Raw genomic sequence first — 26,782 nt, 5'->3', positions numbered from 1 at the left:
GCGGCGGCGATTGCTACCGAGGCGGCGCCATCTCGGAGTTGCGCCATGAGCCTGGACGGGGCCTACGACCCAGCCAACATCTTCGCCAAGATCCTGCGTGGCGAGGCGCCCTGCGTGCGCGTCTTCGAGGACGAGCATGTGTTCGCCTTCATGGACGTGTTCCCCCAGTCGAAGGGGCACACGCTGGTCATCCCCAAGCATTCCACGGCGCGCAACTTCCTGGAGGAGGAGCCGCAGGTGGTCGGCCCACTGATGCTGGGCGTCCAGCGTGTGGCCAGGGCCGTGCGCGCCGCGCTCAAGCCCGACGGCGTGATGATCAGCCAGTTCAACGGCGCCGCCTCCGGCCAGACGGTGTATCACCTGCACTTCCACATCATCCCGCGCTGGGATGGCGTCCCCCTCGGCCGGCACGCCGGCGGCGGCATGGCCGACAAGGAAGAGCTGAAGGCCCTCGCCGCCGAGATCGCTGCCAAGATCGCGTAGGGGCGCTTGAGAGCGCGACCGGCCTAGGCGTCGAGCGGCGGGATCTCGCCACGGCTCACCGCCAGACCCAGCGACAGGCTTCGGCCGATCATCCGGGCCTTCTCCATGAAGAGGTCGGCGGCCGCCGGCGGGCACGTCTCGCGGGCGGTTCGCTCGAAGAGGTCCAGCCACAGGGGGAAGTGCTCCGAGGCGATCTCGGGGCGCCGGGAATGGGCCGCCATGGGCGAGCCCTTGAAGCGGCCGGTCATCAGCAGCACCGAGGACCAGAAGTCGCAGAGCTTGGCCAGGTGCTCGTCCCAGTCGTCGACGGCGGCGTTGAAGATCGGGCCCAGGACGGGGTCCAGGCGCACCCGTCCGTAGAACGTGTGCACCTGGCGCCGGATCATCGCCTCGTCGACCCCGACCTCATGGCCAGGGCCGACGCGGGCCCGCACGTCCATCAGGCCGCCTCGCGCCAGTGCGGCTCCAGCTGTTCGTGCGGCCAGGCGGCCGGGATCTTCACGGGCGGGGCGAGGCCGGCCAGTTCGTCGGCGAAGCCGTGGTTCACGTCGCGGTGGTGCGCCTCGTCGGCCCGGACCACCAGCACCACGTCACGCAGGGTGGCGTCGGCCGGCAGGTTCCAGTAGCGGCGCGCGATGGCCGGGGCGGGGACGTTCGGCGAGCGGCCTTCGTCGATCTCGGCGAGGTAGTGGGTGTAGCTGATCACCGCCTCTTCCTCGAAGTAGCCGACCACACGGTGCGCGGTCTTCGGGCTGACGAGGTAGAGGCCGAAGAAGAACAGGTAGAACACCCACTGCGCCGCCACGACGACGAAGCGCTCGAATGCGGTGGGCCTGGCCACCTCGATGAACGTCATCAGGTGCATGCGCTCGTTCTCGGCCTCGTCCATGAGCGTCTTGATCCAGCCGCGGTCGTCGCACATCCGGCGCAGGCACTTCAGGTGGTTGAGCGTGGCGCCGACCATGCCGGGCACGGCGGCCACGGTCTCCAGCACCACCGCGCGGTGCCCGTAGCGCCTGGCGAAGAAGGTGTCGGCGCAGAACCGCAGCGCCTTCACGAAGCCGAAGGCGATCCGGTCCGACGCCCCGCGGGGACGATGGGTGACGGCAAGATCGATGAGGGGAGGGGTCATCGGGGAACTCCGGTTACGCGCCGCCGCGGGGGGTCGCGCCGACGGCGAGGGGCTTACGCCTCAGCCCGGACTTCCACCATTCGGGTCGCCCCCCTAGGGAGTGTTACGGAGGCGAGCGCCGGCCTACTCCGCCGCCTTGGGCAGGCTGTCCCGGCCGTCATCCGCCACGGACTTCCGTCCGCCCGCCGCCGGCCGGCGGATGGCGCGATCCCGCAGCCAGCCGAACCGCCGCGAATAGACCTTGGGGGCCGCCAGCATCACCGGCGTGAGCACCAGCGTGAGCAGTGTGGCGAACGACAGCCCCCACACCACGGACGCCGACAGCTGCACCCACCAGGTCGACCCCGGCGCCTTGTACTCGAGGTGCAGGGTGTGGAAGTTCGGGTGGATCTGGAACATCAGCGGCAGCAGCCCGACCACGGTCACCAGCGTGGTCAGCACCACGGGCCGGAACCGCTGCGCCGCCGCCCGGATCGCCGCCTCGTCGGCCGGATAGCCGGCGTGCCTCAGGTGATAGAAGGTGTCGACCAGCACGATGTTGTGGCCGACGACCACCCCGAACAGCGCCACGACCCCCGTGCCCAGCATGATCACCGATATGTACGGGAAGGTGTTCCCCAGGTTGACCTGCACCCCGAGCAGGACCCCCACCGTCGAGAGGATCACCGCCGAGAGCGTGACGACCACGCCGTAGAAGCTGTTGAACTGCCAGAGCAGGATCACGAACATCATGAAGAGGCTGGCGGCCATGGCCGCGGCGAAGAAGCCGACGGCTTCCTGGCCCTCTTCGTCCGCCCCGATGAACTTCCACGTCACCGCGTTGTAGGGCTCCAGGGCCTTCTCCAGCGCCGGGCGCAGGGCGTCGATCTTGAGGTTCGGCGGCGCCTTGTCCTTGTCGATGGTGTTGGCCTGCACGATGACCAGCCGCTGGCCGTCGCGCCGCTGGATCTGGGTGACCTGCTGCGCCGGGACCCGCTTGATGAAGTAGCTCGCGGGAACCGGCCCCTGGGGCGTCGTGATCTTCAACTGCTCGAGCGCGGCGACGTTGCGGGCGCTGGGCGGGAAGCGGACGCGGATGTCCAGCTCGTCCTCGGCGTCGTCGGGCCGGAACCGGCCCATCAGCACGCCGCCCGTGAGGAACTGGATGGTCTGCCCCACCGACAGGACGTCGACGCCGTAGCGGCCGGCCGCCTGCCGGTCCACGGCCAGGTTCCATTCGATGCCGGGCGAGGTGCGGTTGTCCTCCAGCTCCTTGAGCTGGTTGTCCGCCGTGAGCTGCGCCATCACCAGGTCAGCGGCCGCGTTCAGCTGCGCCGGATCGTGGCTGGAGAGCTGGACCTGGATGTCCTTGCCCACCGGCGGCCCGTTCTGCGGCCCGCGCACCTCGAGCTGGAGCCCGGCGACCTCGCCGAGCCGCGCCTTGACGGCGTTCTCGATGTCGTAGCCCGAGAGCCCCAGTTCCAGCCGTTCCTCGTAGTCCACGAAGTCGACCCGGATGCGGCCGACCGTGTCGTTGGGCGCCGAGTTGGGCCCGCCGTTCGACGAGAACCCGCCGGAGCGAACGTAGAGGGACTCGACCCCTTTCACGCCCGCCAGCCGCTGCTCGACCTGCTGCGTGAGGGCGTCCTGCGCCTCGGGCGAGAGGTTGCCGCGCGCCTTGACGAACACCTGCACGAACTCGGGCTCGTCGGAGAAGAAGAACTCGGTCCGGTGCTTGGTGTTGCCGAACCAGACGAAGATCGCCGCCACGATCAGGAAGCCCGCGAGGAACGTCCGGGTGGGGTGGTGCGTCATCGCCGTCAGGCTGCGGGCGTACCAGCCCATGAAGCCCTTCATCTCGCGCGGGTCGCCGTGCTCGGACTTGGCGATCTCGGCCAGGTGCTCCTCGTCCACGGCCGCCTTGCGCGCGAAGATCGAGCCCAGCGCGGGGGTGAAGATCAGGGCCACGAAGATCGAGGCGCCCAGCACGAAGAACAGGGTCAGCGGCAGGAAGCTCATGAACTTCCCGGCGATCGAGTTCCAGAACATGAAGGGCACGAAGGCGCAGAGGGTGGTCAGCGTGCCGTTCGCCACCGGCCAGAACATCCGCTTGCCCGCCGCGGTGAACGCCTCGGTCTTGGGCAGGCCCTCGGCCATGCGCCGGTCCGCGTACTCCACCACCACGATGCCGCCGTCGACCAGGATGCCGACCGCCAGCACTAGGCCGAACATCACCATCATGTTCAGGGTGACGCCCATGCCGGTCATGATCAGGAAGGCCAGCAGGAAGCAGATCGGGATCGAGGCGCCCACCATCAGGCCCTGGCGGATGCCCAGGCTGGCCACAATGATCATCATCACCAGGAGGCTGGCCATCAACAGGCCGGACTCCAGCACCACCAGGGTGCGGCCGATGAAGTCGCTCTCGTCGTACAGGTAGTCGAGCTTCACCGTCGACGGCCACTTCTTGGCCTCGGCCTCGGTCGCCTTGCGGACGATCTCGACGGTCTCCAGGATGTTGGCGCCGCCGCGCTTGGAGACCTCCAGGATGAAGGCGGGCTGTCCGTTGAACCGGCTGACCGTGCTCGCTTCCTTGAACGTGCGGCGCACGTCGCCGATGTCGCCCATGGTGATGATGCGGTCGCCGGCCTTCTTGATCGGCAGGGCCAGGATGTCGGCCGGCTTCTCGACGACGCCCGGCACCTTCACGGCGAACTGGCCGGCGCCCGAGAGCAGGTTGCCCGCCGGCACCAGCTGGTTGTTGCGCCCGATGACCTGCGCCACCTCGCCCGTGGTGACATTGTAGGCCTCCATCCGGAGGGGATCGATGGTGACCTCGAGCACCTCCTCGCGGCCCCCGGCCATGTAGACCTCGAGCACGCCCTCGGTGCCTTCCAGGCGTTCCTTCAGCGCCGTGGTGATGCGGTGCAACTCGCGCTCGGGCGCGGCGCCCGAGATCACGATCCCGATGATCGGCTCGCCCGAGAAGTTGTTCTCCTCGATGATCGGCTCTTCCGCATCGGGCGGGAACTTGCCGCGGGCCAGGTCCACCTTGGCGCGGACGTCCTCCAGCGCCTTGTCCTTGTCGAAGTCGGCCTCGAACTCGAGCGTGACCACGGCCGCGCCCTGCCGGGCCACCGCGTTCATCGACTCGATCCCCTCCATCGTCTGCAGTTCGAGTTCCAGCGGCTTGACCAGCAGGCGCTCGGAGTCCTCAGGCGAGACGCCGGGGTAGGGCACGATCACGGAGATGTACGGCAGGTCGATGTCCGGCTCGGACTCGCGCGGCATGTTCAGGTAGGCGAACAGGCCGAAGAGCGCGGCGATGAGGGTGACCCCCAGGACCACCTTCCGCCGCTTGATGGCTCCGTCGATGAGCGGACCGATCATCTTGCTCTCCCGGAGCTGCGCGCCGGGCGCGCGCCCCAAAGTATCTCAAACGTCATGCCGGCGCCCACCGGGACGCCGAAGCCGCCGGCCTAGCGGGCCTGGGCGACGCGAACCTTCTGCCCGTCGGCCACGAACGACTGGCCGACCGTGATCACACGCGCCGGGCCCGACAGCCCGGAAATCCACATGCCCTGCGGCGTCTCCTCCAGCACCGTCACCGGCGCGAAGGCCACGCGGTTGTCGGGCAGCACATGACGGACGCCCTGGCGGCCCGAGGCGTCCAGCACCAGGGCCGAGACCGGCACCAGATGCGCGGCGCCCGCGCCGGCGCCGACCCGAAGCTCGGCCGAAAGGCCCGAGCGCACGCTGTTGCCCGGGTTCGCGACCGCGATCTCCACGCGGTAGGTGCGCGTCTGGGGATCGGAGTCGCGGGCGACGTAGCGGACGCGGCCGTTCAGCACCTGGCCGCTCACCAGCTTCGCCGTGGCCGGCGCGCCGAGCCGCAGGCGGGAGGCCTCGGTCTCGGGCGCGTCCGCGACCACGACCAGGGGATCGAGCTCGATCATCGTGCCGCACGGCTGGCCCGGGGACAGATACGTGCCGATCTCGGCGTCGCGCCGATCGAACACGCCCGCGAACGGCGCCGTGATGTTCACCTGGGCCAGGGCGATCTCGGCGGCGCGCACCTGCGCCTGCGCCGCGTCGAGGTTCGCCTGGGCTTCCAGCACCTGCGTCTGCGACCGGTAGCCCTTCTCGGCGAGCTGCTGCGCGGCCTGGCGCTGGAGCTGGCGCGACCGAAGGTTCGCCCGAGCCTGATCCAGCGAGGCTTGCCGCGCGTCGACGGAGAGCCGGCACAGCACCTGACCCCGGCGGACGAACGAGCCTTCCGCCGCAGGCGTGGACGAGACGACGCCCGCCGTCTCGGACCGCACGACCACCGTCCGGGCGGCTTCCGTGCGACCGCGGATGATGACCTGGGTCTCGCGGATCTGCTCGGGCGTCATGGCCACTTGGACGCTGGGCGGGCCGGCCTGCGCCGCCGTGGGAGCCTTGGCCTCGGCCTTGCGGCTGTCTCCACCGAAGAGCGATCCGACGAGGAAGGCGATGACCAGCACGACGCCGACGGCGATGACAAAGACGTACTGCGGCTTCAGGCGCATAAGGCGTTGGTCCCCGGATCCAGATGCGGACGCGTACAGCCCCAGCCACGCCCGTGTCGCCGACTTGTTGCGGCCTGCCGTGCTTGTGATGCCGGCGGTATCCGAGCGCAAATGAATTTGCGGTCACGAACCGCGCCCGCTCTAATTGGCGAGAATGTTCGGCGATTGCAACGTTGTGGCGTTTCGCGTCGGCCGCCTGACCGACGCGGCCTTCGGAAGGTCACGTCGCAACCACCTCCAGCCACGGAAGATCCGCTCGTGAAGTACCTGCACACCATGGTCCGCGTGACCGACCTCGACGCCTCGCTCGCCTTCTACTGTGACAAGCTCGGACTTAAGGAAATCTCGCGGTCGGAGAACCCGGGCGGGCGGTTCACGCTGGTGTTCCTCTGCGCGCCCGGCGACGAGGATCTCGCCCGCGAGCGCAAGGCGCCGATGGTCGAGCTGACCTACAACTGGGACCCGGAGGCCTACACGGGCGGGCGCAACTTCGGGCACCTCGCCTATGCGGTCGACGACATCTACGCCGTCTGCCAGCGCCTGAAGGACGCGGGCGTGGTGATCAACCGGCCCCCGCGCGACGGCCGCATGGCCTTCGTCCGCTCGCCCGACAACATCTCCATCGAGCTGCTCCAGGCCGGACCGGCGCTGCCGCCCGCGGAGCCGTGGGCCTCCATGCCGAACGTGGGGGTGTGGTAGCGTGGGCGTGGTCGCGCGCGGATGACGTAGCGACAGCCGCCAGCCCGGCTACAGAGGGCGCGCTGAAGGGGAGGCGTCACGTATGGGCGGCAGGGTTCAGGGAAAGGTTGCGCTGGTCACCGGGGGCGCATCCGGGCTGGGGGCCGAAAGCGCGCGCCGGCTCGCGCGCGAGGGCGCCAAGGTGATGCTCACCGACCTCGCCGCCGAGGCGGGGCAGGGCGTGACCGACGAGATCCTGGCTGAGGGCGGCGTCGCGGCGTTCCTGAGCCAGGACGTGGTCGACGAGGCCCGCTGGGCCGAGGTGGTGGCCGAGACCGTGGCGCGGTTCGGACGCCTCGACGTGCTCGTGAACTCGGCCGGGGTCGGCAGCGGCGGCCAGCCGATCCTCGAAGCCACGTTCGAAGGCTGGCGGCGCATCGTCGGCATCAATCTCGACGGCACCTTCCTGGGCGTCCGCCATGCCGCGCCCGTGATGGCGGCGCAGGGCGGCGGCTCGATCATCAACCTGTCCTCGATCCTGGGGAAGGTGGGACTGCCGGGGGCGGCCGCCTACTGCGCCTCGAAGGGCGGGGTGGCGCTGCTGACCAAGGCCGTCGCGCTGGAGCTCGCGCCCGCCGGCGTCCGGGTGAACTCGGTGCACCCGGGCTTCATCGAGACGCCCATGGTCATCAACGTGATGCGCGAGTCCGAGAACGAGAACGAGATGCGCGACATGATCATCTCGCGCCACGCCATGGGCCGGCTGGGCGTCCCGCGCGAGATCGCCGACGCCATCGTGTTCCTGGCGTCCGACGAGTCCAGCTTCATGACCGGGTCCGAACTGGTCGTCGACGGCGGCTACACCGCCGCCTGACGGGCGTCAGATCGGGCAGCTCGCGATCTCGAGCTGCAGCATCGCGAGCACGCGGCCGAAGCCGATGTACTGGCCGGTCATCATGGCCAGCTCCAGGAACTCCGCGTCGCTGAAGTGCCGGCGCATGAACGCCACGTCGTCGTCGCCGATGTTGTGGTGGTCCAGGGCCATCTTCTCGGCGAAGTGGATCGCGGCGCGCTCGCGCGGCGTGAACCCGGCGTTGTCGGCGTCGTCGACCCCGGAGGCCGCCTCGGTCTCGGCCACCACCTCGGGCGCCATGCGCACCGTCTTGCACAGCACGCAGCCGTTGAGCGTGGCGATGCGCAGCCGCACGAGCTCCTTAAGCCGCGGCTCCAGCACGCCCGCGCCGCCGGTGTGCCAGGGGTGGTAGAAGGCCTGGTAGGCCTGCACCAGCGCCTCGTTCGGAGCGAAGGCGCGGGCGAAATGGCGGCCGATCCAGTTCTCCTCGGGCGTCGCGTCGTGGATGGCCTTCAGGTAGGGCGGCAGGGCTTCCGGCTCGACCAGGGGCATGCGGGACATGGCGGACCTCCTCCGGGTGGCGTTCTCGTCGGACCATGATGCGCCATTCGCCGGGCGACGCTGCGTCAGGCAGGGCGCTGTTTTTCTTGACGGACGTCCCGTCCGGCGCGCGCACTTCGCGCCCTGGTTGGAGGCGCGCGATGATCAAGCTGGTCTACGTCATTGTCCGGCGTGCGGAGCTCTCGGAGGAGGTCTTCCGCAAGTACTGGCTGGAGCAGCATGGGCCGCTGGTGGCGGCCCAGGCCGGGGTCCTGCGGCTGCGCAAGTACGTCCAGAGCCACCCGATCGACGAGGAGGCCAGCGAAGGCATGCGCGCGGTGCGCGGCATGCGGCCGCGCGCCGACGGCCTCACTGAGGTGTGGTGGGACTCGCTCGAGGATTTCCAGGCGGCCTATGCGACGCCCGAGGGCCAGGCAGCCGGCCGAATCCTCGCCGAGGACGAGGCGAAGTTCATCGACTTCGAGAAATCCGCCGTCTTCCTCACCGAAGAGCACCTGATCTTCGACCACACCGGCGGCCGCGGTCCGGCGCCGGGCGCGCCCAAGGCCACCTACCTGCTGACGCGGCGCGACGGCCTGACCCAGGCGGAATGCCACGACACCTGGCTGCGCGACCACGGCCCGCTGGTGGCGAGCTTCGCCGGTCCGCTGAGGATGGCCAGGTACGTGCAGAGCCACGCCATCGCGCCCGAGGTCAACGCCGGCATGCAGGCCGGCCGCAACTACGAGCCGCCGCTCGACGGCATCACCGAGGTCTGGGTCGATCCCGACGCCCAGCCCTCGGCGACCCTCGAGGAGGCCCGGGATGCGGCGATGGCCCTCGTGGAGGACGAGCGGCGCTTCGTGCAGATGGACAGGTCCCGCCTCTTCATGAGCCGCGAGCACGTCATCTTCGACCACACGCGCTGAAACGGCGTCGTCCCGCGGACGCGCCGCGGGACGGCGATCGATGGATGTGATCAACAGGGTTGCCGTTCCCCCGCGTCACGGGCCTTAGCCTGAGCCCCAGACATCCAGGGGAGGACCCGATGGCCAAGGCGCCCACAGGCTTCAAGACCCGCCTCGAACCGCAGGACGAGTTCCCGCACGATCCCGGCGAGGCGAAGAACTACAACGAAAGCATGTACTTCAACGTCTTCGACCCCGGGAAGAAGACGGGCGGCTGGTTCCGCATCGGCAACCGGCCGAACGAGAACTACGCCGAGATCAGCGTCTGCATCTACCTGCCGGACGGGCGCATCGCCTTCACGTTCGGGCGGCCCGCCATCGAGGGCAACAGGGAGATGGCCGCCGGCGGGCTGAAGGTCGAGGTGGTCGAGCCCTTCAAGCGCCTGCGGGTCAGCTTCTCGGGCAAGGCCCTGCTGCTGGAGCGGCCGCACGAGATGGCCGACCCCAAGAAGGCGTACCGGGAGAACCCGTCCGTCCCCTGCACGGTCGAACTGGACTACGAGGGCGTGTCGCCCATGTACGGCGGCGAGACCGTGAAGGCCGACGGCTCGCCGCTCGAGATCGACCCCGAGAAGTCGTTCGCCAAGGCGCACTACGAGCAGCACTGCGCCGCCTCGGGCGTCATCACCGTGGGCGACGAGCGGTTCGAGCTCTCGGGCTTCGGACTGCGGGACAAGTCGTGGGGACCGCGGCACTGGCAGGCGATCGACTGGTACCGCTGGTGCCCAATGAACTTCGGCCGCGATTTCGGGATGATGCTGTCGGTGATCGGCGACGGGAAGGGCGGCGCGCGCCAGGGCGGCATGGTCTTCAAGGACGGCCGCTACGACCTCATCGAAGAATGCGTGATCGAGAGCGACTGGGACGAGAACGACTACCAGACGGCGCTGCGGGCCAAGGTGAAGACCGAGGCGGGCGACCGCTACGAGGTCACCGGCAAGGTCGTGTCGCTGATCCCGCTCCGGAACCGCCGCACCGCGCCGGACGGCCGGGAACTCACCACCCGCATCACCGAGGGGATGACCGAGTACCGCTGCGGCGACCTGGTGGGCTACGGGCTGTCGGAATACCTCGACCAGATCGTGGACGGCGCGCCCACCGGCCGGACGGCGGGGTACTAGGGTGGCGCTCGACCCGAAGATCCGCGCCGGCCTGACGATCCCGGCGATCTGCGCGCCGATGTTCCTGGTGACCGGGCCCGCCCTGGTGCGCGAGGCCTGCAAGGCCGGCGTCATCGGCGGGCTGCCGCGCCAGAACGCCCGCAGCTTCGAGGAGTTCGAGGCGTGGCTCGCCGAGATCAGCGATGCGCTGAAGCGCCATCGCGACGCCCACCCGGACGCGCGCGTGGCGCCCATCGCCGTCAACTATCCGACGCGGATGCCCCCGGACGAACTCGCCGCCAACATGGCCGTCTGCGCGAAGTACGGCGTCGAGATCGTGATCAGCGTCGGCGGGGATCCCACCGAGCTGATCGCCCGGGTCCACGACTTCGGCGGCAAGGTGTTCCACGACATCACCAGCCTGCGCTTCGCCGAGAAGGCCATCGCCGCGGGCGCGGACGGCCTCAACTGCATCGGGGCCGGCGGGGGCGGGCACTCGGGCACGATCACCCACCTGGCGCTGATCCCCCGCATCCGGGCGATCTACGACGGGACGCTGGTGCTGGCGGGGGCCGTCTCGACCGGCGCCGTGATCCGGGCCGGGGAGATCCTGGGCGCCGATCTCGCCTACCTGGGCACGCGCTTCATCGCCACCCAGGAGGCCGATGCGCCGGCCGAGTACAAGCAGCTCCTGGTGAGCCAGACCTCCACCGACCTGATCTACACGGGCGACATCGCGGGCGTGCCCGCCAACTGGATGCTCGAATCGATCCGCATGGTCGGCCTCGATCCCGACAACCTGCCGAAGCCCCTGGGCCGCGGCATGCGCCACGATCACCTTCCGCCCGGCGTCGCCCCTTGGAAGAACCTGTGGAGCGCGGGGCAGGGCGTCGACCTCATCGACGACATCCCCACCGTCGCCGAGCTCGTGCGCCGTCTGCGCCGCGAGTACGTGGCGGCCTGCGAGACCCCCAGCATGATCGACGCGGCGCGTCTCGCGGACGAGGCGATGGCGGCGACGGTGCGCTGACTGCGCCTTCGGCCGAAGCCGGGTCTGGGGAAGACTGGAGGGTCTCGATGGCTCCCCGAGCAGGACTCGAACCTGCGACAAGTCGGTTAACAGCCGACTGCTCTACCAGCTGAGCTATCGGGGATCATCTCATCGAGAGGGCGGGCGTATACGCCGGGCCGCGGGGTTGCGCAAGACGCCTGAAAGCCTCCTGCGAGGTCCCCGCGAAAAGAGGCCCGGCGCGGACGCCGGGCCACACAAAGTTGGTGATGGTGGGGTGTCTTCAAGGAAGACGCGAGGAGAGTCCGGCGTCCATGGTTAAGCCTGGGTTAAGGATCGTCGCGCGGCGGAAAGGCCTCGACGGACCGCTTTCCGGCGACGCCCGGCCCGCGCGGGCGGCGACTTGTCGCGCCGGACTGGACGCCGGCCGCGGATCGCGGGATCACAGCACGCTAGTCGCTTGAAAAGAGGGCCGATGCGGATCCATTTCACCGGCATCGCGGGCGCGGGCATGGCCGCGGCGGCGCTGATGATGCGCGAGGCCGGCCACGAGATCACGGGTTCCGACGAAGGGGCGTTCCCGCCCATGTCGACCTACGTGGAGGGGCTGGGCTTCCCGGTCTTCTGGCGATTCGATTCGGCGAATCTCCCGCCGGGTCTCGACATCCTGGTCCTGGGGGCCAGCGCCAAGCTCGGCGGGGAAGGCAACGTCGAGGTGCAGGAGGCCCGCCGGCGGGGGGTCCGCGTCACGACCTTCCCGGAGCTGGTGGGCGAGGCCACGGCCCTCAAGACAACCACCGTGGTGGCGGGCTCATTCGGCAAGTCCACCTGCACGGCGCTGCTGGCCCACGTCCTGCGCGAGAGCGGCCGCGACGCCGGCTGGATGATCGGCGCGATCTCGCCGTCCCTGCCCGACACCGGTCACTGGGGCGACGCCCCGGAGGTGATCCTGGAGGGGGACGAGTACATCGTCGGGCCCAACGACCGGCGCTCGAAGTTCGTCCTCTACCATCCGCGCGACATCCTCCTGACCTCGCTGATCCACGACCACGTCAACGTCTTCCCGACCCTCGAAAGCTATGTGACGCCGTTCCGCGAGCTGCTGCGCCTGGCGCCGGCCGAGGGCTTGCTCGTGGCCCGGGAGCACCCGGCGATCCGGGCGATCGCCGGCGAGGCCGCGGCGCGGATCGTCTGGTACGACACGGCGCCCTGTGACGGGTGGTTCTGCGAGGACGTGGCCTTCGGCGAGACCACGCGCTTCACGCTCGTGGGGCCCGGGGGCCGGCGGCTGGCGATGTCCACCAGCCTCCTCGGCGAGCACAACGTGGAGAACATCGTCGGCGTCTCGGCCTATCTGCTCGAGCGCGGCCTGGTCTCGGAGGCGGACCTCGTCCGCGCCGTCGCGGGCTTCGCCGGCATCCGGCGGCGCCTCGACCGCCTCACCCGGACCTCGGCCGTGCCCGTCGTCGAAGGCTTCGGCAGTTCGTACGAGAAGGCCCGCTCGGCCATCGAGGCCATGCTGCTGCACTACCCCACGCGGCCGCTGACGGTGGTGTTCGAGCCGCACACCTTCTCGTGGCGCAACCGCGAGGCGCTGCCCTGGTACGACACGGTGTTCGAAGGCGCGGCCCGGGTGCTGGTGGTCCCGCCGCCGACGCATGGCGCCGACTCCCACCTGCAGTCGAGCTTCGCGGAGATCCTGGCCCGTGCGGCCGCCGCCGGCGTCGCCGTCGAGGGCGTCGAGAGCGCCGAGGCGGCGACCGAGGCGCTCAGCCGCCTGTCGGGCGACGAGGTGGTGCTCTTGCTGTCGTCGGGGCCGCTGCTGGGGCTGCCCGACAGCCTGCCGCCGGCCTTCGACCGGCTCTACGGCGCGCAGGAAGCCGCGGCCTGAACCCAGGGTCCAGGGCCGCGGCCCGATGCGCTAGCGCGACGCGTTGTGGTGCGCCGGGATCGGCTGGACGTAGTCGCTCCGGGCGGCCTTCTCGGCGTCGTTCAGTTCCTTGAAGAACGGATCCGCCCGCTTCGGCCCCAGGTAGCCGAACAGGTAGGCGCCCACCTTGCGCATCTGGATCTCCTCCGAGCCCTCGGTGATCCGGTAGCGGCGGTGGTGGCGGAAGATGTGCTCGAAGGGCTTGTGGCGCGAATAGCCGATGCCGCCGTGCACCTGCATGGCCCGGTCGGCCGCCTCGCACACCAGCCGGTTGCCCCAGTAGTTGCACATGGACACCTTGTCCGAGATCGTCCGCTCGATCTCCTTGTGCTCCATGTTGTCCATCTGCCAGGCGGTCTTGCGGATCAGCAGCCGCAGCATCTCGCACTGGGTCTGCAGCTCGATCAGCGGCCACTGGATCGCCTGGTTCTCGGCCAGCGCCTTGCCGAACGGCTTGCGGGTGCGGGCGTACTTCACGCTCTCGTTGATGCAGAACTGCGCCGCGCCCAGCGAGCTCGCCGCCTGCCGGATCCGGTTCTGGTGCACGAACGACTGCCCGATCCCCAGGCCCCGGTCGATCTGGCCCCAGTAGCTGTCCTCCGGGATCCAGACGTCCGTGAAGCTGATCCGCGGGTGGTCCGTCGGCATGTTGAACGTCCACAGATACTCCTCGATCTTGAGACCGGGGGAGTTCGCCGGGACGATGAAGCAGGTGATGCCGGTGGCGTCGCCGTCCTTCCCGGAGGTCCGCGCGAAGCACATCACGTAGTTCGCGACGTGCATTCCGGTAGTCCACATCTTTTCGCCGTTGATGAGCCAGCCCGGCTTGCCGTCCTTCTCGTGGCGGACGGCGCGGGTTTCCATCCAGGTGGCGTCGGACCCGTGGTTGGGCTCGGTCAGGCCGAAGCCGGTGCGCATGCGGCCGTTCAGCAGGTCGTCGGCGTAGCGGTCGTACTGCTCGTTGGTGGCGAACTCCTTGAACATCAGCACGAACGGGTTGTTGCCGACGATCGAGTGCTCGGTCTGCAGGTCGTTGAAGAGGCCCAGGCCCTTGGCGGCCAGGTGCTCGCGGATGATGGCCATGGCCAGCTGGCTGCCGCCCTTGCCGCCCATCTCGACCGGCCAGGCAAATCGCAGGTGGCCCGCGTCGTCGGCCAGCTTGCGGGCCTTGGCGAGCAGCTGCTCCCACTCCGGCCGGGGCAGGCCGTTGTTGTCCCAGTCGGTGCGGGCGTGCTCGCGGCGGTGGTCGAAGAATCGGTCGTTATCGTCCGCGTGCTGGAGCGGCATGATGACGTCGTCGATGAAGCGGTCGAGCTCATCGAGGTAGTCCTGGATGTCCTGGGGGATATTGAAGTCCATGGCCGTTCTCCCAACGCTTCCTTGGGCGGGCTTGACGTCGGGGGACCGTTTACAAGCCGCCCCCGACCCCGCCAGATCGGGGCCAGATTAGACCAACCGGAAGGTTCCGCCGGGTCATGACCGTTGATGTTCGTGCCGCCCTCGAGACGCTCGCCGCGCGGCTGGGCGGGGAGGGGGCGAAGCTGACCGAGGCCCAGCGCCTGTCGGGCGGCGCCAGCATGGAGACGTGGGCGTTCGCCTTCGACGGCGCGGGCGGCGCCGAGCGCCTGATCCTGCGCCGCCGCAGCGTGCCCTTCGATCCCGAAACGGCCCGCTCGGTCAGCCTCCAGACCGAGGCGAGGCTCATCCAGGCCACCGGCGCAAACGGCGCGCGCGTGCCGACCGTGCGGCACATCTGCGACGATCAGGATGGGCTGGGCGAGGCCTACGTCATGGTCCGCGTCGACGGCGAGACGCTGGGCCGCAAGATCACCTCCGATCCGCGGTTCGACGCCGTGCGGCCGGCGCTGGCGCGCCAGTGCGGCGAGGCGCTCTGGGGCATCCACAAGACGCCGCCGCCCGCCGACATGAACCTCAAGGTGGTCGACGGGACCATCGAGCTCGACCGCTACGAGGAGGTCTACCGCGCCACCGGCGCCCAGCGCCCGATCCTGGAACTGGCCTTCCAGTACCTCCGCAAGCATGTGCCCGCTCCGGTGGAGCCCACGTTGCTGCACGGCGACTTCCGGAACGGGAACATCATGTTCGACCCGCAGGCGGGCGTCGCCGCGGTGCTGGACTGGGAGCTGGCCCATGTCGGCGACCCGGCCGAGGACATGGGGTGGATCTGCACCAACTCCTGGCGCTTCGGGCGTCCGGACCGCCCCGTCGGCGGCTTCGGCGACTATGCCGACCTGCTGGAGGGCTACAGGGCGGCCGGCGGCCGGGCGATCGAGCTGTCGCGGGTGCGCTTCTGGCAGATGCTGGGGTCGCTGCGGTGGGGCGTGATGTGCCTGACCATGTACCTGTCGTGGCGCGACGGCATGGTCAAATCCGTGGAGCGGCCGATGATCGGCCGCCGCGTGTCGGAGACCGAAGCCGACTTGGTCGTGCTGCTGGAGGAAGGCCTTTGATCACCCATCCCCGCACCGAGGAACTCGCCGAGTCGGTCCGGCTGTGGATCGACGAGATCCGGCCGACGCTGGATCCCCGCAACGCCTTCCTGGCCCGCGTCGCGGCCAACGCCATGGCGACCATCTACCGCGAGCTGACCCAGGGACCGGCCGCGGAAGCCCGCGCCGTGGAGGGTATGCGGGAGGTGCTGGGCAGCGACGGCGACTTCGCCGCGCTGAACGCCGAGCTGTGCGAGCGAATCCGCTCGGGCGAACTGGGCGTGGAAACGCCCGGGCTGCTCCCGATGCTGGCGGCCATGGCCAGGGACCAGATCGCCATCGACCAGCCGAGCTATCGGCCCGAGGGCACGCCGCCGCCCGCGGCATGAGCCGAAGCCCTAGGCGGCTTCGAGCACCCGGATGATCTCGCTCTCGCGCTCGTTCCAGAGGATCGCGACGCGGGCGGCGCGGGATGCGTCCGCGCCCAGGGCCGAGGCCACCTCGGGCTCGCGCATGCGACGTTCCGAGAGGCGCAGCAGGGTCCGCTCGCCCCCCTGGTCGAGCTCCACGTCGTGATAGCGCAGCACCGCGTCCACCAGGGCGGCCGGGGGCGGCGGGCGAACCGGCGGCGGCGCCTGGACCGGCCGCGGATGCGTGCGGCCCGGTGACGACGCGAAACGGTCGCCGATCAGGCGGCCCTGGGTGAAGGTGGCGCGGCGGGGCTGGAAGCGGGAGGCCATCGGTCCGTTCTCCATTGCGGAAAGTCGATGGTTCTGGTTTTGTCTGTCAGCTACGACAAAATCGGACGTACGTTCCCATGAGGCACGAAAAAGGCGCGCGACTGCTGGAGCTCGCGCGGATGCTGGCCGGGACGGCCGAGGGCCTTACGCTCGACGAGATGGCCGAGCGCCTGGGCGTGGCGCGACGGACCGTCGAGCGGATGCGCGATGCGGTGGCGACCGTGTTCCCCGCCATGGAGGTGGTCGAGGATGGGCGCGAGCGCCGGTTCCGGATCCCGTCGGGTCTGGACGGCCTCTTCCAGGCTCCGACGGCGGAGGAGCTGGCCGCGCTGACCGCCTCGGCCGAGGCGATGGACCGGCAGGGGGCGCACGCCCGCGCCGCGGCCCTCCGCGCGCTGGAGCAGAAGGTGCTGTCGGCCATGCGCGCCTCGGCCCGCCGCCGGCTCGCCCCCGACCTGGAAGCGCTGCTGCAAGCGGAGACCATCGCCGTGCAGGCCGGTCCCCGGCCTTTCGAGGAGGAGACCGTGCTCGCCGCCGTCCGCGAGGCGCTGAAGGCGCTCTCGACGCTGAGGTTCCGCTACGAGGGCGGCTCCCAGCCGGGCCGTGTACGGGAGGTGACGCCCTACGGCATCCTCTTCGGTCGCTCGAACTACCTCGTGGCCGAGGAGGTCGGGGCGGGCACGGGTCCGCGCAACTGGCGGCTGGACCGGGTCTTCGAGCCGGAGGTCACCGGACGGGCGGCCGACCGGCCCGAGGACTTCTCCCTCCAGGCCTATGCGGACGAGAGTTTCGGCATCTACCAGGACGACACCGAGGACGTGGTCCTGCGCATCACGCCCGAAGGTCGCGAGGACGCCCTGCGCTGGCGCTTCCACGCCCGTCAGAAGGTGGAGCCGCAGGCCGACGGGTCGACGATCGTCCGGTTCCGGGCCAGCGGGATGCGGGAGCTCGCCTGGCACCTGTTCACCTGGGGCGACAAGGTGGAGATCGTCGAGCCGCCGGCGCTGCAGGCGATGATGCGCAGCGAACTCGAGGCCGCGGTGCGGACGCACGTCCGGAATTGACGTAGGTCGGCCTCAGGGTCGTTTCCAGCAACGGAGACGACCCATGACCACGCTCGATTACGCGACCTTCTTCGAGACCCAGGTGCGCCCGCGCCGCCGCCGCCGCCGGCTCATGCTGGGCCTCGCCGCCGTGATGGTCTGGGTCCTGCCCGTCGCCTACGTCGGCCTGATGGTGGGGCCCTGACCGCTTCGCCGGTCGCGACGCGCGAACCCCGCCGAAAAGGCGAGAATTTCCCGGGCCCGTTGGCTAGAAATCGAGCCGGCATTCACCGCGTATCGAGTTCGGGGAACAATCATGCTGTTGCGCGCCGTCGCGACCGTCCTGGCCGGAGCCTTTCTCATGGGGGCCGCTGCGCCTGATCACGACCCGTACACCTGGATGGAGGAGATCGAGGGCGCGCGGGCGCTGGAGTGGGCGAAGGCCGAGAACGCCCGCTCGCTCCCGCAGCTGCAGAACGACCCCCGCTATGCGGGGCTCTACGCCGACGCGCTGAAGATCGCGACCGCCAAGGACCGGATCCCCAGCGTCTATTTCGCCGGCGACGGCGCCCTGCGGGACTACTGGCAGGATGCCGAACACGTGCGCGGGGTGTGGCGGACCACCTCGGTCGAGAGCTACCGCGCCGGCGCCCCGGAGTGGCGCGCGATCCTGGATCTCGACGCGCTGTCGAAGGCCGAGAAGGCGAACTGGGTCTGGAAAGGCGCCAACTGCCTGGCTCCGGACGACCGCTACTGCCTGGTCAGCCTGTCGAACGGCGGCAAGGACGCGGTCGAGGTGCGCGAGTTCGACACCCAGACGGGCCGGTTCGTCGAAGGCGGGTTCCGCCTGCCGGAGGGCAAGCACCGCCTGGACTGGCTCGACAAGGACACGCTGATCGTGGTCGCCGAGTGGGAGAAGGGCGACGTGACGACGTCCGGATACCCCTTCATCGCCAAGATCCTGAAGCGCGGCCAGAAGATGTCCGAGGCCCTGGAGGTGTTCCGCGGGCGCAAGGACGACGGGGGCTACGGCGTCTCTCCCATCGTTCTGCGCGAGCCCGACGGCCGGCTGCAGGCAGTGCTGATCCAGCGCCCGCTCGACACCTTCAACGCCGAGCACTACCTGCTCGCCGATGGCGGGCCGCGGAAGCTGGACCTGCCGACCAAGTCCTCGGTCCAGGGCTACCTGGCCGGCCGCCTGGTCGTGAGCCTCGAGGACAACTGGACGGGCAAGGGCTTCCGCGAGGGCGACCTCGTGGATTTCGACCTCGCGGCCGTGAAGGCCGATCCCTCGAACATGTCCCCGGCGCTGATCCTTCGCCCCACAGAGACCCAGGCCGTGGAGCAGGTCACCACCACCCGCAACCGCCTGGTGATCGCGCTCTTCGACAACGTGAAGGGCCAGGTCATCTCCTACCGCCGCAACGGGGCGGGCTGGGCCCCGACCCGGCTCGACCTGCCGAAGGACTCGACGATCAGCATCGGCTCGGCCGCCGACCACAGCGACGGCCTGGTCCTGAACGTGACGGGCTATCTGACGCCGTCCAGCCAGTGGCTGGCGGACGCCGAGGCGGGCAAGGCGCAGCAGGTCCGCACGCTGCCGCCGCGCTTCGACGCCTCGAACATGGCGGTGGAGCAGTACTGGGCCACGTCCAAGGACGGTACGAAGGTCCCGTACTTTGTCGTCCACCGGAAGGACATGAAGCTGGACGGCTCGAACCCGACGCTGCTCTACGCCTACGGCGGCTTCCTGGTCAGCCAGACGCCGAGCTACGCCGCGACCGTCGGCAAGCTCTGGCTCGAGAAGGGCGGCGTCTATGTGGTGGCCAACATCCGCGGCGGCGGCGAGTTCGGCCCGCGCTGGCACAACGCCGGCCTGAAGCTGAAGCGGATGGCGGTATACGACGACTTCTTCGCCGTCAGCGAGGACCTCATCGCGCGCAAGATCACCAACCCCAAGAAGCTCGGCATCATGGGCGGCTCCAACGGCGGCCTCCTGATGGGCGTGGCGCTCACCAAGCGGCCCGAGCTGTACAACGCCATCGTCATCCAGGTCCCGCTGTTCGACATGATCGGCTACGACCACATCGGCGCAGGCTCGTCCTGGATCGGCGAGTACGGCGACCCCAAGGTCCCCGAAGAGCGCGCGATGCTGATGAGCTACTCGCCGTACCAGAACCTCGCGAGGGGCAAGCCCTATCCGCGCGTGTTCATCGAGACGTCCACCAAGGACGACCGGGTGCACCCGGCGCACGCCCGCAAGGCCGCCGCACGCCTCAAGGAGTACGGCTGCGACTACCTCTACTACGAGAACATCGACGGCGGTCACGCCGCGGCCGCCAACCTCAACGAGCGGGCGATGCGGCAGGCGCTGGAGTACACCTATCTCATGCAGCGTCTGATGGACTGATGGCGCCGCGGGTGGTCAGCGCGGGCGTGCTGGCCTGGCGTCGCCGCCCCGGGGGGCCGGAGTTCCTGCTGGTCCACCCGGGCGGGCCGTACTGGGCGAAGAAGGATGCGGCGGGCTGGTCCATTCCCAAGGGGCTGGTCGAACCCGGCGAGGAGGACTGGGCCGCCGCCCGGCGGGAGTTCCGCGAGGAACTGGGTCTCGAGATCGCCGGCGACGCCCAGCCCCTGACGCCGGTCACGGCCTCGGGCAAGACCATCCAGGCCTGGCTCGTGGAGGCCGACATCGACGTGAGCCGCATCGAGAGCAACCGGTTCGAGATGGAGTGGCCGCCCCGCTCCGGGCGGCGCGCGTCCTTCCCGGAGGTCGATCGCGCGGCGTGGTTCGACGCCGCGACGTCGGCCGTGAAGATCCACAAGGGCCAGCGCCCGATCCTGCTGGAGGCGGTCGGGCGGTTGCGCACGGCGTGACCGGCCCGCCCTCGTCGCTCCTCACGGCGTCTGTTCGTTGACCCCGCGAGCCTCGGCGGCGGCGCGCGCCAGCTGGACGAATTCCGCGCGCTCGCCAAAGGGATCGGCGCCGCGGGCGGTCTGGGCGAGCCTCACCACCTCGTCCCAGCCGAACGCGTCCGAGACGCGGGGGTCACGCCTGAGCTTCTGCCCGAAGCCCGCCACCGCCACCGCCCAGCGGGTGGCTTCCGGCGCGATGTTGAGGGTCGCCGCGGCGTCGCCGGCCCCGATCGGGCGCTCGATCAGGCGCGACCTGCGCTCGCCGGGCAGCTTGTAGCGGATCTTCAGGTAGGCCAGCTCGCCGCCCGCGGCCGGCGCCGGCGCAGCCCGGCCATAGCGCAGAGGATCGGCCGATCCCGGCGCGCCCGCCGGCGTGATCTCGTAGAGCGCCGTCACCGACGCGCCCGCGCCCACCTCGCCGGCGTCCACGCGGTCGTTGTTGAAGTCCTCGCGCGCGAGCATGCGCGTCTCGTAGCCGATCAGCCGGTACTCGCTGACGCGGGCGGGGTTGAACTCGACCTGCACCTTCACGTCGTCGGCGATGGGGAACAGCGACTTCGTGAAGTCGGTGCGGAACAGCTTCCGCGCCTCCTGCAGGCTGTCGATGTAGGCCGCGGTCCCGTTCCCGTTCTGCGCCAGCGTCTGCATCATCACGTCGTTGTAGTTGCCGCGGCCGAAGCCGTAGACCGACAGGTAGACGCCGTCCTTGCGCTTCTCGGCGACGAAGTCCTTCAGCTTCGCCGGATCGGCGACGCCGACGTTGAAGTCGCCGTCGGTCAGCAGGATCACGCGGTTCACCGCCTTGGGGTCGAAGTGCTCGCGGGCGAAGGCGTAGGCGAGGGCGAGGCCCTGGCCGCCGGCGGTGGACCCGCCCGACTGCAGGGCGCCGACCGCGCACCGGATCCTGAGCTTCTGAGCCCCGTCGGTGGGGGCCAGCACCGCGCCGGCCGAACCCGCATAGGCGACGATCGAGACCCGGTCCTGCGGGCGCAGCTGGTCGACCAGCAGGTTGAGGGACTTCTGCGCCAGCGGCAGCCGGTCGGGCGGCATCATCGAGCCCGACGTGTCCACGAGGAACACCAGGTTGAGCGGCGGCGCCGCCGTCCGGGGCAGGTCGAAGCCCTGGATTCCGATGTGCAGGATCTGCCGCTGGCCGGCCCACGGCGAGGGGGCGAGCGAGACATGCGTGCTGAACGGCGACGCACGGTCGCGCGGCGGCGCGTAGCCGTAGTCGAAGTAGTTCACCAGCTCCTCGACCCGCACCGCTTCGCTGGGCGGCCGAGCCCCGTCGCGCAGGAACCGGCGCACGTTCGCGTAGGCGGCGGTGTCCACGTCCACGGAGAAGGTCGAGACGGGGTCCGCCGCGGTCTGCCGGATCGGATTGGGGCCGGCGTCCGGATAGCGCTCGGTGTCCAGCGGCTGCGAGGGGAAGCGCTGGTAGGGCGCCGGCGCGATCCTGCGGCCGCCGGTGACGACCTGCTCCTCGAGGGCTGCGGCGGGCGCCTGGATGCGGGGCTGTCCGATGCGCCGCTCGACGGGCGGAACGGGGAGCGGCGGTATGCTGGGCGCGCTCACCTGACCGGCCGGCGGCGGTGGGGGAGACGGCGGAGGCGGCGGCGGAGCCCGATAGGCGCCGCCCGCGCCAAATCTCGCCTGGGGCGGCCGAACCTCGCGCTCCGGCGTGGGGTTGTAGCCGAAGCGGGCGCAGGCGTCGGGACTGACGCCCGGCTCCACGTACCGGGAGGGCTGGGCCGGGACGGACGCCGGGGCGGCGGCGGTGAGGCAGGCGAGCCCGAGGGCTCCAAGGCGGCGGCGCGTCATCGCAGGCGTACTCCGATCGTGGTCCTGTCGGGGATACGCGGGGCGGGATCGCGTAGGGTTCGAGGCGGCGCAGAAAATCGAACGCCGCGCCGGCTCGCCTAGCGCACGAAGCTCGCGCCGTTGATGTCGAGGACGGCGCCCGTCATCGAAGCCGGCGCCTCCAGGGCCAGGTAGGCCGCGGCGTTTGCGACCTCTTCGGCGTCGGCCACGCGTCCGAGGGGAATGTCCGCCAGAAGCTTCTCGCCGCCGCGGCTGGCCAGGTAGTCCTCGGCCATGCCGGTCATGGTGAACCCGGGGCAGATGGCGAAGGCCAGGATGCCCTCGGCCGCGTAGCCGCGGGCGATCGACTTCGTCATCCCCACCATGCCGGCCTTGGAGGCGGCGTAGTGCCAGTGCGCCGGGCTGTCGCCGCGATATGCCGCCCGGCTCGCGATGTTGACGATCCGGCCCCCCGAGGCCCGCTCGCGCCAGTGCAGCACCGCGCGCCGGCAGAGGTCGGCCGAGGCCTGGAGGTTGATCTGCAGGGCGCGGGCCCAGGCCGCCTGCCAGTCGGCCGCGGCGGCGTCGACGCCGACCGCCTCGAACACGCCGGCGTTGTTGATGAGCACGTCGATCCGGCCGTCCAGGCGCGCCAGCGCCGCATCCCACAGGCGGTCGCCGGCGCCGGAGGCCGAGAGGTCCGCGCCGATCGCCAGCGGGCCGTCGCCGCGGCCGTGGCCGACCGCGCGCGCCCGGCCTTCGAGCGATGCGAGGATGGCGGCGCCGATGCCGCGGGTGGAGCCGGTGACCAAGACGTGGGGCGTTTCGCGTGTCATGGCTCCGGGTAGGGCGCGCGGTCCGCGGGTTCAAGCGTCTGGCGCCGAACCGTCCGCGCGACCATCTGCATCGCACCAGCCCACCGACTTCCGGGAGCCCGGCATGTCCGCCAGGACCATCACCCTCGCCGCCGCGGCGGCCCTGATCGTCGCGGCCTGCGAGCGGCCCGCCGCGCCGGCGCCCGAGGCCGCCGCCGCTCCGCCCCCGGTCGCCATCCCCGCGGGCGCGGCGCAGGCGCCGGACTCCTTCGCCCCGATCATCCGCCGGGTCGCCCCGGCGGTCGTGTCCATCGACACCCTGGCGGTGGGCGGCGCCTTCGCCGATGACGGCCGCATGCTGCCGCCGGGCGTGGTCCCCGGCTTCGGGCCGCGCCCGGTCCGGCGCGGCGCGGGCTCGGGCTTCCTGATCAGCGCCGACGGCTATGTGGTCACCAACAACCACGTGGTCGAGGGCGCGCAGGAGGTGGTGGTCAGCCTCTCGGACGGCCGGCAGTTCCGCGCGCGCCTGCTCGGCCGCGACCCGCCGACGGACATCGCCGTCCTCAAGGTGGACGCCCAGGGGTTGCCGTATGTGAGCTTCGGACGCCAGGCCGCGCCGCAGGTCGGCGACTGGGTGGTGGCGGTGGGCAATCCGTTCGGCCTGGGCGGCACGGCCACGGCGGGCATCGTCTCGGCCTACGGCCGCGAGATCGGGGAGGCCTACGTCAGCTACCTGCAGATCGACGCGCCCATCAACGCGGGGAACTCGGGCGGCCCGTCGTTCGACCTGCAGGGCCGGGTGGTCGGCGTGAACACCGCCATCTTCTCGCCGTCCGGCGGTTCGGTCGGCATCGGCTTCGCCATCCCCGCCGACCTGGCGGAGGACGTGAGCCGGCAGCTCATCCAGTCGGGGCGCGTGGTGCGCGGCTACCTGGGCGTCAGCGTCGCCGACCTGACGCCGGCGGTCGCCGCTCAGCTGGGCATCGGCGGCCAGCGCGGGGCGCTGATCGCGGGCATCGTGCGCGGCGGCCCGGCCGCGGCTGCGCTCCGCCCAGGCGACGTGGTGACGGCCGTGAACGGCGAGGCGGTCACCGGAGCGGGCGGGCTGACGCGGCGCATCGCAGGCGCGAAGCCGGGAGACACCCTGCGCCTGCGGGTGATCCGCGACCGGCGGGCGGGCGAGGTCAGCGTCCGTACGGTCCGTCGCCCGGACGAGCTCTCCGGCTAGCCGCGCGCCGGACCGGGCAGGGCCCGGCGCCGGTTCGCGCGGAGGGCCGAGCCGGCGGCGCCGAAGCCCAGGATCATCAGCGCCCAGGTCGAGGGCTCCGGCACGATTCCGCCGCCGCCGGCGCGGACGGTCCGCGTGAAGTCGCAGCTCAGGTCGTCGCCGTTCGGGCAGGTGTCGGCAAGGGTGAAGCGGGCCTCCTGGTACGGGCCGTTCTCGGGGATCCGGTAGGCCACCACCTGCAGCTGGGCGCTGTAGAAGTTGTAGATTCCGGGGGCCGCGGTCCCGCCGTTCGGGGAGAGGCGGCCGAACAGGAAGTCCACGCTTTCGCCCGGTTGCAGGGAAATGTTGCTGAACCCGAACCCGAAGTTGAAGGCATACGGGCCGCCGCAGTTGCCACCGAGGAACGAGCCGCTGCACCCGGCCGAGTAGGAAATGGCTGTGGTGTAGGGCGCGTCGACAGCGAACCCGCGGTCGAGCAGTTCCTGTTCGGACGGGCCGCCGGCCGTGACCAGTCCGTCCGCATCCACGGCGAAGGGATCCGAGTCTTGGCTGAGCGTGAACCGCACGACGATGTCGATGACGTCGGAGGCTCCCGCCGTCCCGTCCGGCTGGACGAACGAGAGCGTGCCGAAGGGAAGCGCCGCATGGGCGCCCGAGGCGGCGGCGCCAAACAGGGCGGCGGCGCCCAGGATGTTTGCAAGTCTGCTCATGGTGTCACCCCTGTCCGATGCTGTCGGCCCGCCCGCCAGAATTCCCCTGACAGGCGAAAAGCCAAATTGTTTCAGGCAGATGGTAGGTCCGGGGCGGTCGCCGCTCCATGGCGCCGATGCACCTCAAATCGGGCTGCGGCGGGGTGCGGGGCGGCCCCCGAAGCTTCACAATGATGCATATGCTCTATGGGCGCGGCGCGACGGCCGCCTATGCTGCACGCCGGCCCTTGAGATGGGAGAGGTCGCAGTCGCGTGGATTTTTCCCGACGCATCAATAGCGCCGCACTGGACATTCACGACGCCGCGCCGCTCCGCCCCTTCGCCACCTTCCGCGAGGGCTGCCTTCAGCGGGTTCGCGAGCTGATCCCCTTCGACTCGGCCATCTGGGGCTCCGGGGTCCAGGAGCCGATGCTGATCTTCGGGATCGCGGCGGTGGATTTCTCACCGGAACGGCTCGTGGAGTACGGCGTACGCTGGCAGGCCCACGACCTGCTGCGCAGCGCGGTCGCCCGACGCCCCGGAGAGGCTCTGCGCAACGAGGACATCCAGCCGCTCGACGCCCACTATGAGTCCGAGATCTACCAGGCCTTCTGTGGTCCCGGCGGCATGGAGCATGCGCTGGGCGTCACCGCGATCGACCCGGTGACGCAGGTCGGCGAGCTGGTCTACCTCTTCCGGGCGGACCGCCGCGCGGTCTTCCGCGACGACGAGCGCGATGCGCTGGAGCTCCTCATGCCGCACCTGGCGGCGGCCTGGAGACACCGTCTCCTGTGGCAAGTCGCGCGGGGCGGCGAGGCGGGCGGCCGGGCCCCCCCGCCGCTCCCGGACGGCCACGCGGTCGTCGACGGCCTGGGCCAGGTCCATGCCTCGGACGCGGCGTTCGGCCTGCGGATGCAGGTCGTCTTCGCCGGCTGGGTCGGCCCGCTGCTGCCGCCGCCCCTTCGTGCGCTCGCGGCCGGAACGGATGACCGGACCGACGTCCGCGGGCAGGGGTTCCGGCTGCATCGTGGCGACGACCGCCACGTCCTGACGTTCGCCGACGGCGCCGCCGACCTGCCGCTCTCTCCGGCAGAGCTGCGCGTCGCGATAGCCTTCGCGCGCGGCCTCACGGCGGCCGAGGCGGCGGCGAGCCTGCGCGTCAGCCGAGCGACCGCGCGAAACCAGCTGGCGGCCGTCTACGCCAAGCTGGGCGTGCACTCGAAGCTCGAGCTGGCGCGGCGCCTCGACGAGGCCGGCGTCTGACCGGAAGGGGCGGGGATCATGGCCTGGGAGGGGCCGGCGTCACGCAGCTGGTCCTCGAAGGCGCGAACGGCCGGCAGGGTCAAAGCCGAGAGCTTGGTCCTGCCGATCATAGGGGGATGTGCAGCCGTAGGTGCTGGCCGTACTGCTTCAGCGTCGACTCCCGATGCATCGACGGAGTCGCAGAGCTACTCGCATGACTCCGTTGGCGAAGTCTGCCGAAGCGGGGACGCTAGGGCCCCACTGTCGGCCTTGGGCATGACTAGCCCACTCGCGGTGCAGCGATCGCCGCGAAGGAGCGCGCCGCTGAAGCAGACGCCACTATACCCGCGCCACGTGGGCTTGAGATGTCACCTCGCCCTGCGGGCCTGTCCTTAAGATGGGTGGATCAAATACGACACCCGCATAGCCCTCGTCGGCGACGCGGTTGATTCTCTTCCGATATCGAGGCTGGCCGCCGTTGTAGACTAGGTAGCGGGTCTTGCCGTGCTCGCGCCCCTCGATGTTCGAGTTGTAACCCGTGAACCAGGACTTGGCCTTCCGCATCAGCACCATCGAGTACATGCTCTTCACGTGCTCGGACCAGTCGGCCTGGGCCTCGGCCGTGGCCTCGAACCGC

General features: G+C 70.4%; 25 protein-coding genes and 1 tRNA gene. 15 read left to right on the top strand and 11 right to left on the bottom strand.

The features are described from left to right. Positions 1 to 45: 45 nt before the first annotated feature. A complete protein-coding gene (locus tag JNK30_RS15620; protein WP_293483541.1) occupies positions 46 to 483 on the top strand; it encodes an HIT family protein in 438 nt (145 codons plus the stop codon). A 23-nt stretch (positions 484 to 506) separates the two neighbouring features. Here JNK30_RS15620 and JNK30_RS15615 read toward each other — a convergent pair whose 3' ends face one another. The 4 genes from JNK30_RS15615 to JNK30_RS15600 form a co-directional block, all read right to left on the bottom strand. Next, positions 507 to 923 (bottom strand): group III truncated hemoglobin, encoded by a 417-nt coding sequence (locus JNK30_RS15615; protein ID WP_293483539.1) that lies wholly within the window; start codon positions 921 to 923, stop codon positions 507 to 509. Further along, a complete protein-coding gene (locus JNK30_RS15610; RefSeq protein WP_293483537.1) occupies positions 923 to 1,615 on the bottom strand; it encodes an alternative oxidase in 693 nt (230 codons plus the stop codon). Before JNK30_RS15610 ends, JNK30_RS15615 begins: the two co-directional genes overlap by 1 nt. 123 nt (positions 1,616 to 1,738) lie before the next feature. Then, the gene (locus JNK30_RS15605; RefSeq protein ID WP_293483535.1) at positions 1,739 to 4,984 is read right to left on the bottom strand and encodes an efflux RND transporter permease subunit; all 3,246 of its coding nucleotides are present in this window, start codon (positions 4,982 to 4,984) and stop codon (positions 1,739 to 1,741) included. An 89-nt stretch (positions 4,985 to 5,073) separates the two neighbouring features. Further along, entirely contained in the window at positions 5,074 to 6,144 is a 1,071-nt protein-coding gene (locus tag JNK30_RS15600; RefSeq protein ID WP_293483533.1) for an efflux RND transporter periplasmic adaptor subunit, read from the bottom strand. A 258-nt stretch (positions 6,145 to 6,402) separates the two neighbouring features. Here JNK30_RS15600 and JNK30_RS15595 point away from each other — a divergent pair, with 258 nt between their 5' ends. Further along, entirely contained in the window at positions 6,403 to 6,843 is a 441-nt protein-coding gene (locus JNK30_RS15595; RefSeq protein ID WP_293483531.1) for a VOC family protein, read from the top strand. An 82-nt stretch (positions 6,844 to 6,925) separates the two neighbouring features. Further along, positions 6,926 to 7,696, top strand: coding sequence for an SDR family NAD(P)-dependent oxidoreductase (locus JNK30_RS15590; RefSeq protein ID WP_293483529.1), 771 nt, complete (start codon positions 6,926 to 6,928; stop codon positions 7,694 to 7,696). A gap of 6 nt (positions 7,697 to 7,702) precedes the next feature. Here the strand turns inward: JNK30_RS15590 and JNK30_RS15585 are convergent, their stop codons facing one another. After that, positions 7,703 to 8,236 carry a carboxymuconolactone decarboxylase family protein gene (locus JNK30_RS15585; protein WP_293483527.1) on the bottom strand — a complete coding sequence of 178 codons (534 nt, stop codon included), beginning with the start codon at positions 8,234 to 8,236 and terminating at the stop codon, positions 7,703 to 7,705. Positions 8,237 to 8,376: 140 nt separating this feature from the next. Between JNK30_RS15585 and JNK30_RS15580 the strand changes: the two genes are divergently transcribed. The 3 genes from JNK30_RS15580 (at position 8,377) to JNK30_RS15570 (ending at position 11,313) form a co-directional block, all read left to right on the top strand. Continuing rightward, positions 8,377 to 9,144, top strand: a complete 768-nt coding sequence (locus JNK30_RS15580) for an EthD domain-containing protein (protein ID WP_293483525.1) — start codon at positions 8,377 to 8,379, stop codon at positions 9,142 to 9,144. Between the two features lie 119 nt (positions 9,145 to 9,263). Next, entirely contained in the window at positions 9,264 to 10,304 is a 1,041-nt protein-coding gene (locus JNK30_RS15575; RefSeq protein ID WP_293483523.1) for a hypothetical protein, read from the top strand. Position 10,305: 1 nt separating this feature from the next. Continuing rightward, positions 10,306 to 11,313 (top strand): nitronate monooxygenase, encoded by a 1,008-nt coding sequence (locus tag JNK30_RS15570; protein WP_293483521.1) that lies wholly within the window; start codon positions 10,306 to 10,308, stop codon positions 11,311 to 11,313. A gap of 48 nt (positions 11,314 to 11,361) precedes the next feature. Here JNK30_RS15570 and JNK30_RS15565 read toward each other — a convergent pair. Then, a tRNA-Asn gene (locus JNK30_RS15565) sits at positions 11,362 to 11,437 on the bottom strand. Between the two features lie 330 nt (positions 11,438 to 11,767). On the opposite strand from JNK30_RS15565, the gene JNK30_RS15560 reads away from it, so the two are divergent. Next, positions 11,768 to 13,183: a Mur ligase family protein gene (locus tag JNK30_RS15560; RefSeq protein ID WP_293483520.1), complete on the top strand. Its 1,416-nt coding sequence runs from the start codon at positions 11,768 to 11,770 to the stop codon at positions 13,181 to 13,183. A 30-nt stretch (positions 13,184 to 13,213) separates the two neighbouring features. Here the strand turns inward: JNK30_RS15560 and JNK30_RS15555 are convergent, their stop codons facing one another. Continuing rightward, complete coding sequence (locus JNK30_RS15555) at positions 13,214 to 14,581, bottom strand: acyl-CoA dehydrogenase (protein ID WP_293483518.1); 1,368 nt, start codon at positions 14,579 to 14,581, stop codon at positions 13,214 to 13,216. A gap of 116 nt (positions 14,582 to 14,697) precedes the next feature. Here JNK30_RS15555 and JNK30_RS15550 point away from each other — a divergent pair, with 116 nt between their 5' ends. Continuing rightward, positions 14,698 to 15,693: a phosphotransferase family protein gene (locus tag JNK30_RS15550; RefSeq protein ID WP_293483516.1), complete on the top strand. Its 996-nt coding sequence runs from the start codon at positions 14,698 to 14,700 to the stop codon at positions 15,691 to 15,693. Beyond that, the gene (locus JNK30_RS15545) at positions 15,690 to 16,061 is read left to right on the top strand and encodes a DUF6285 domain-containing protein (protein ID WP_293483514.1); all 372 of its coding nucleotides are present in this window, start codon (positions 15,690 to 15,692) and stop codon (positions 16,059 to 16,061) included. The genes JNK30_RS15550 and JNK30_RS15545 overlap by 4 nt, the downstream gene beginning before the upstream one ends. Before the next feature lie 9 nt (positions 16,062 to 16,070). Here JNK30_RS15545 and JNK30_RS15540 read toward each other — a convergent pair whose 3' ends face one another. Continuing rightward, a complete protein-coding gene (locus JNK30_RS15540) occupies positions 16,071 to 16,412 on the bottom strand; it encodes a hypothetical protein (protein ID WP_293483512.1) in 342 nt (113 codons plus the stop codon). A 77-nt stretch (positions 16,413 to 16,489) separates the two neighbouring features. On the opposite strand from JNK30_RS15540, the gene JNK30_RS15535 reads away from it, so the two are divergent. The 4 genes from JNK30_RS15535 to JNK30_RS15520 all read left to right on the top strand — a co-directional run bounded on the left by JNK30_RS15535 (position 16,490) and on the right by JNK30_RS15520 (position 20,332). Next, entirely contained in the window at positions 16,490 to 17,476 is a 987-nt protein-coding gene (locus tag JNK30_RS15535; RefSeq protein WP_293483510.1) for a YafY family protein, read from the top strand. 43 nt (positions 17,477 to 17,519) lie between these two features. Continuing rightward, positions 17,520 to 17,660 (top strand): hypothetical protein, encoded by a 141-nt coding sequence (locus JNK30_RS15530; RefSeq protein WP_293483508.1) that lies wholly within the window; start codon positions 17,520 to 17,522, stop codon positions 17,658 to 17,660. Between the two features lie 111 nt (positions 17,661 to 17,771). Then, the gene (locus tag JNK30_RS15525; protein WP_293483506.1) at positions 17,772 to 19,865 is read left to right on the top strand and encodes a prolyl oligopeptidase family serine peptidase; all 2,094 of its coding nucleotides are present in this window, start codon (positions 17,772 to 17,774) and stop codon (positions 19,863 to 19,865) included. Continuing rightward, the gene (locus tag JNK30_RS15520; protein ID WP_293483504.1) at positions 19,865 to 20,332 is read left to right on the top strand and encodes an NUDIX domain-containing protein; all 468 of its coding nucleotides are present in this window, start codon (positions 19,865 to 19,867) and stop codon (positions 20,330 to 20,332) included. Before JNK30_RS15525 ends, JNK30_RS15520 begins: the two co-directional genes overlap by 1 nt. A gap of 21 nt (positions 20,333 to 20,353) precedes the next feature. On the opposite strand, the gene JNK30_RS15515 is transcribed toward JNK30_RS15520, so the two are convergent. Then, entirely contained in the window at positions 20,354 to 22,192 is a 1,839-nt protein-coding gene (locus JNK30_RS15515; protein WP_293483502.1) for a VWA domain-containing protein, read from the bottom strand. A 98-nt stretch (positions 22,193 to 22,290) separates the two neighbouring features. After that, entirely contained in the window at positions 22,291 to 23,007 is a 717-nt protein-coding gene (locus JNK30_RS15510; RefSeq protein ID WP_293483500.1) for an SDR family NAD(P)-dependent oxidoreductase, read from the bottom strand. Between the two features lie 103 nt (positions 23,008 to 23,110). Between JNK30_RS15510 and JNK30_RS15505 the strand changes: the two genes are divergently transcribed. Next, a complete protein-coding gene (locus JNK30_RS15505; RefSeq protein ID WP_293483498.1) occupies positions 23,111 to 24,214 on the top strand; it encodes a trypsin-like peptidase domain-containing protein in 1,104 nt (367 codons plus the stop codon). Here the strand turns inward: JNK30_RS15505 and JNK30_RS15500 are convergent. Next, entirely contained in the window at positions 24,211 to 24,924 is a 714-nt protein-coding gene (locus JNK30_RS15500; RefSeq protein ID WP_293483496.1) for a PEPxxWA-CTERM sorting domain-containing protein, read from the bottom strand. The two genes, JNK30_RS15505 and JNK30_RS15500, sit on opposite strands and share 4 nt — an antisense overlap. 252 nt (positions 24,925 to 25,176) lie before the next feature. Here JNK30_RS15500 and JNK30_RS15495 point away from each other — a divergent pair, with 252 nt between their 5' ends. Next, positions 25,177 to 26,166 (top strand): helix-turn-helix transcriptional regulator, encoded by a 990-nt coding sequence (locus JNK30_RS15495; RefSeq protein WP_293483495.1) that lies wholly within the window; start codon positions 25,177 to 25,179, stop codon positions 26,164 to 26,166. Positions 26,167 to 26,782: the final 616 nt, after the last annotated feature.

This window comes from Phenylobacterium sp. (assembly GCF_016793225.1).
GTDB lineage: Bacteria > Pseudomonadota > Alphaproteobacteria > Caulobacterales > Caulobacteraceae > Phenylobacterium.
Note: the sequence above shows the minus strand (reverse complement) of the source record. Positions and strands in the feature narration are given on the sequence as shown.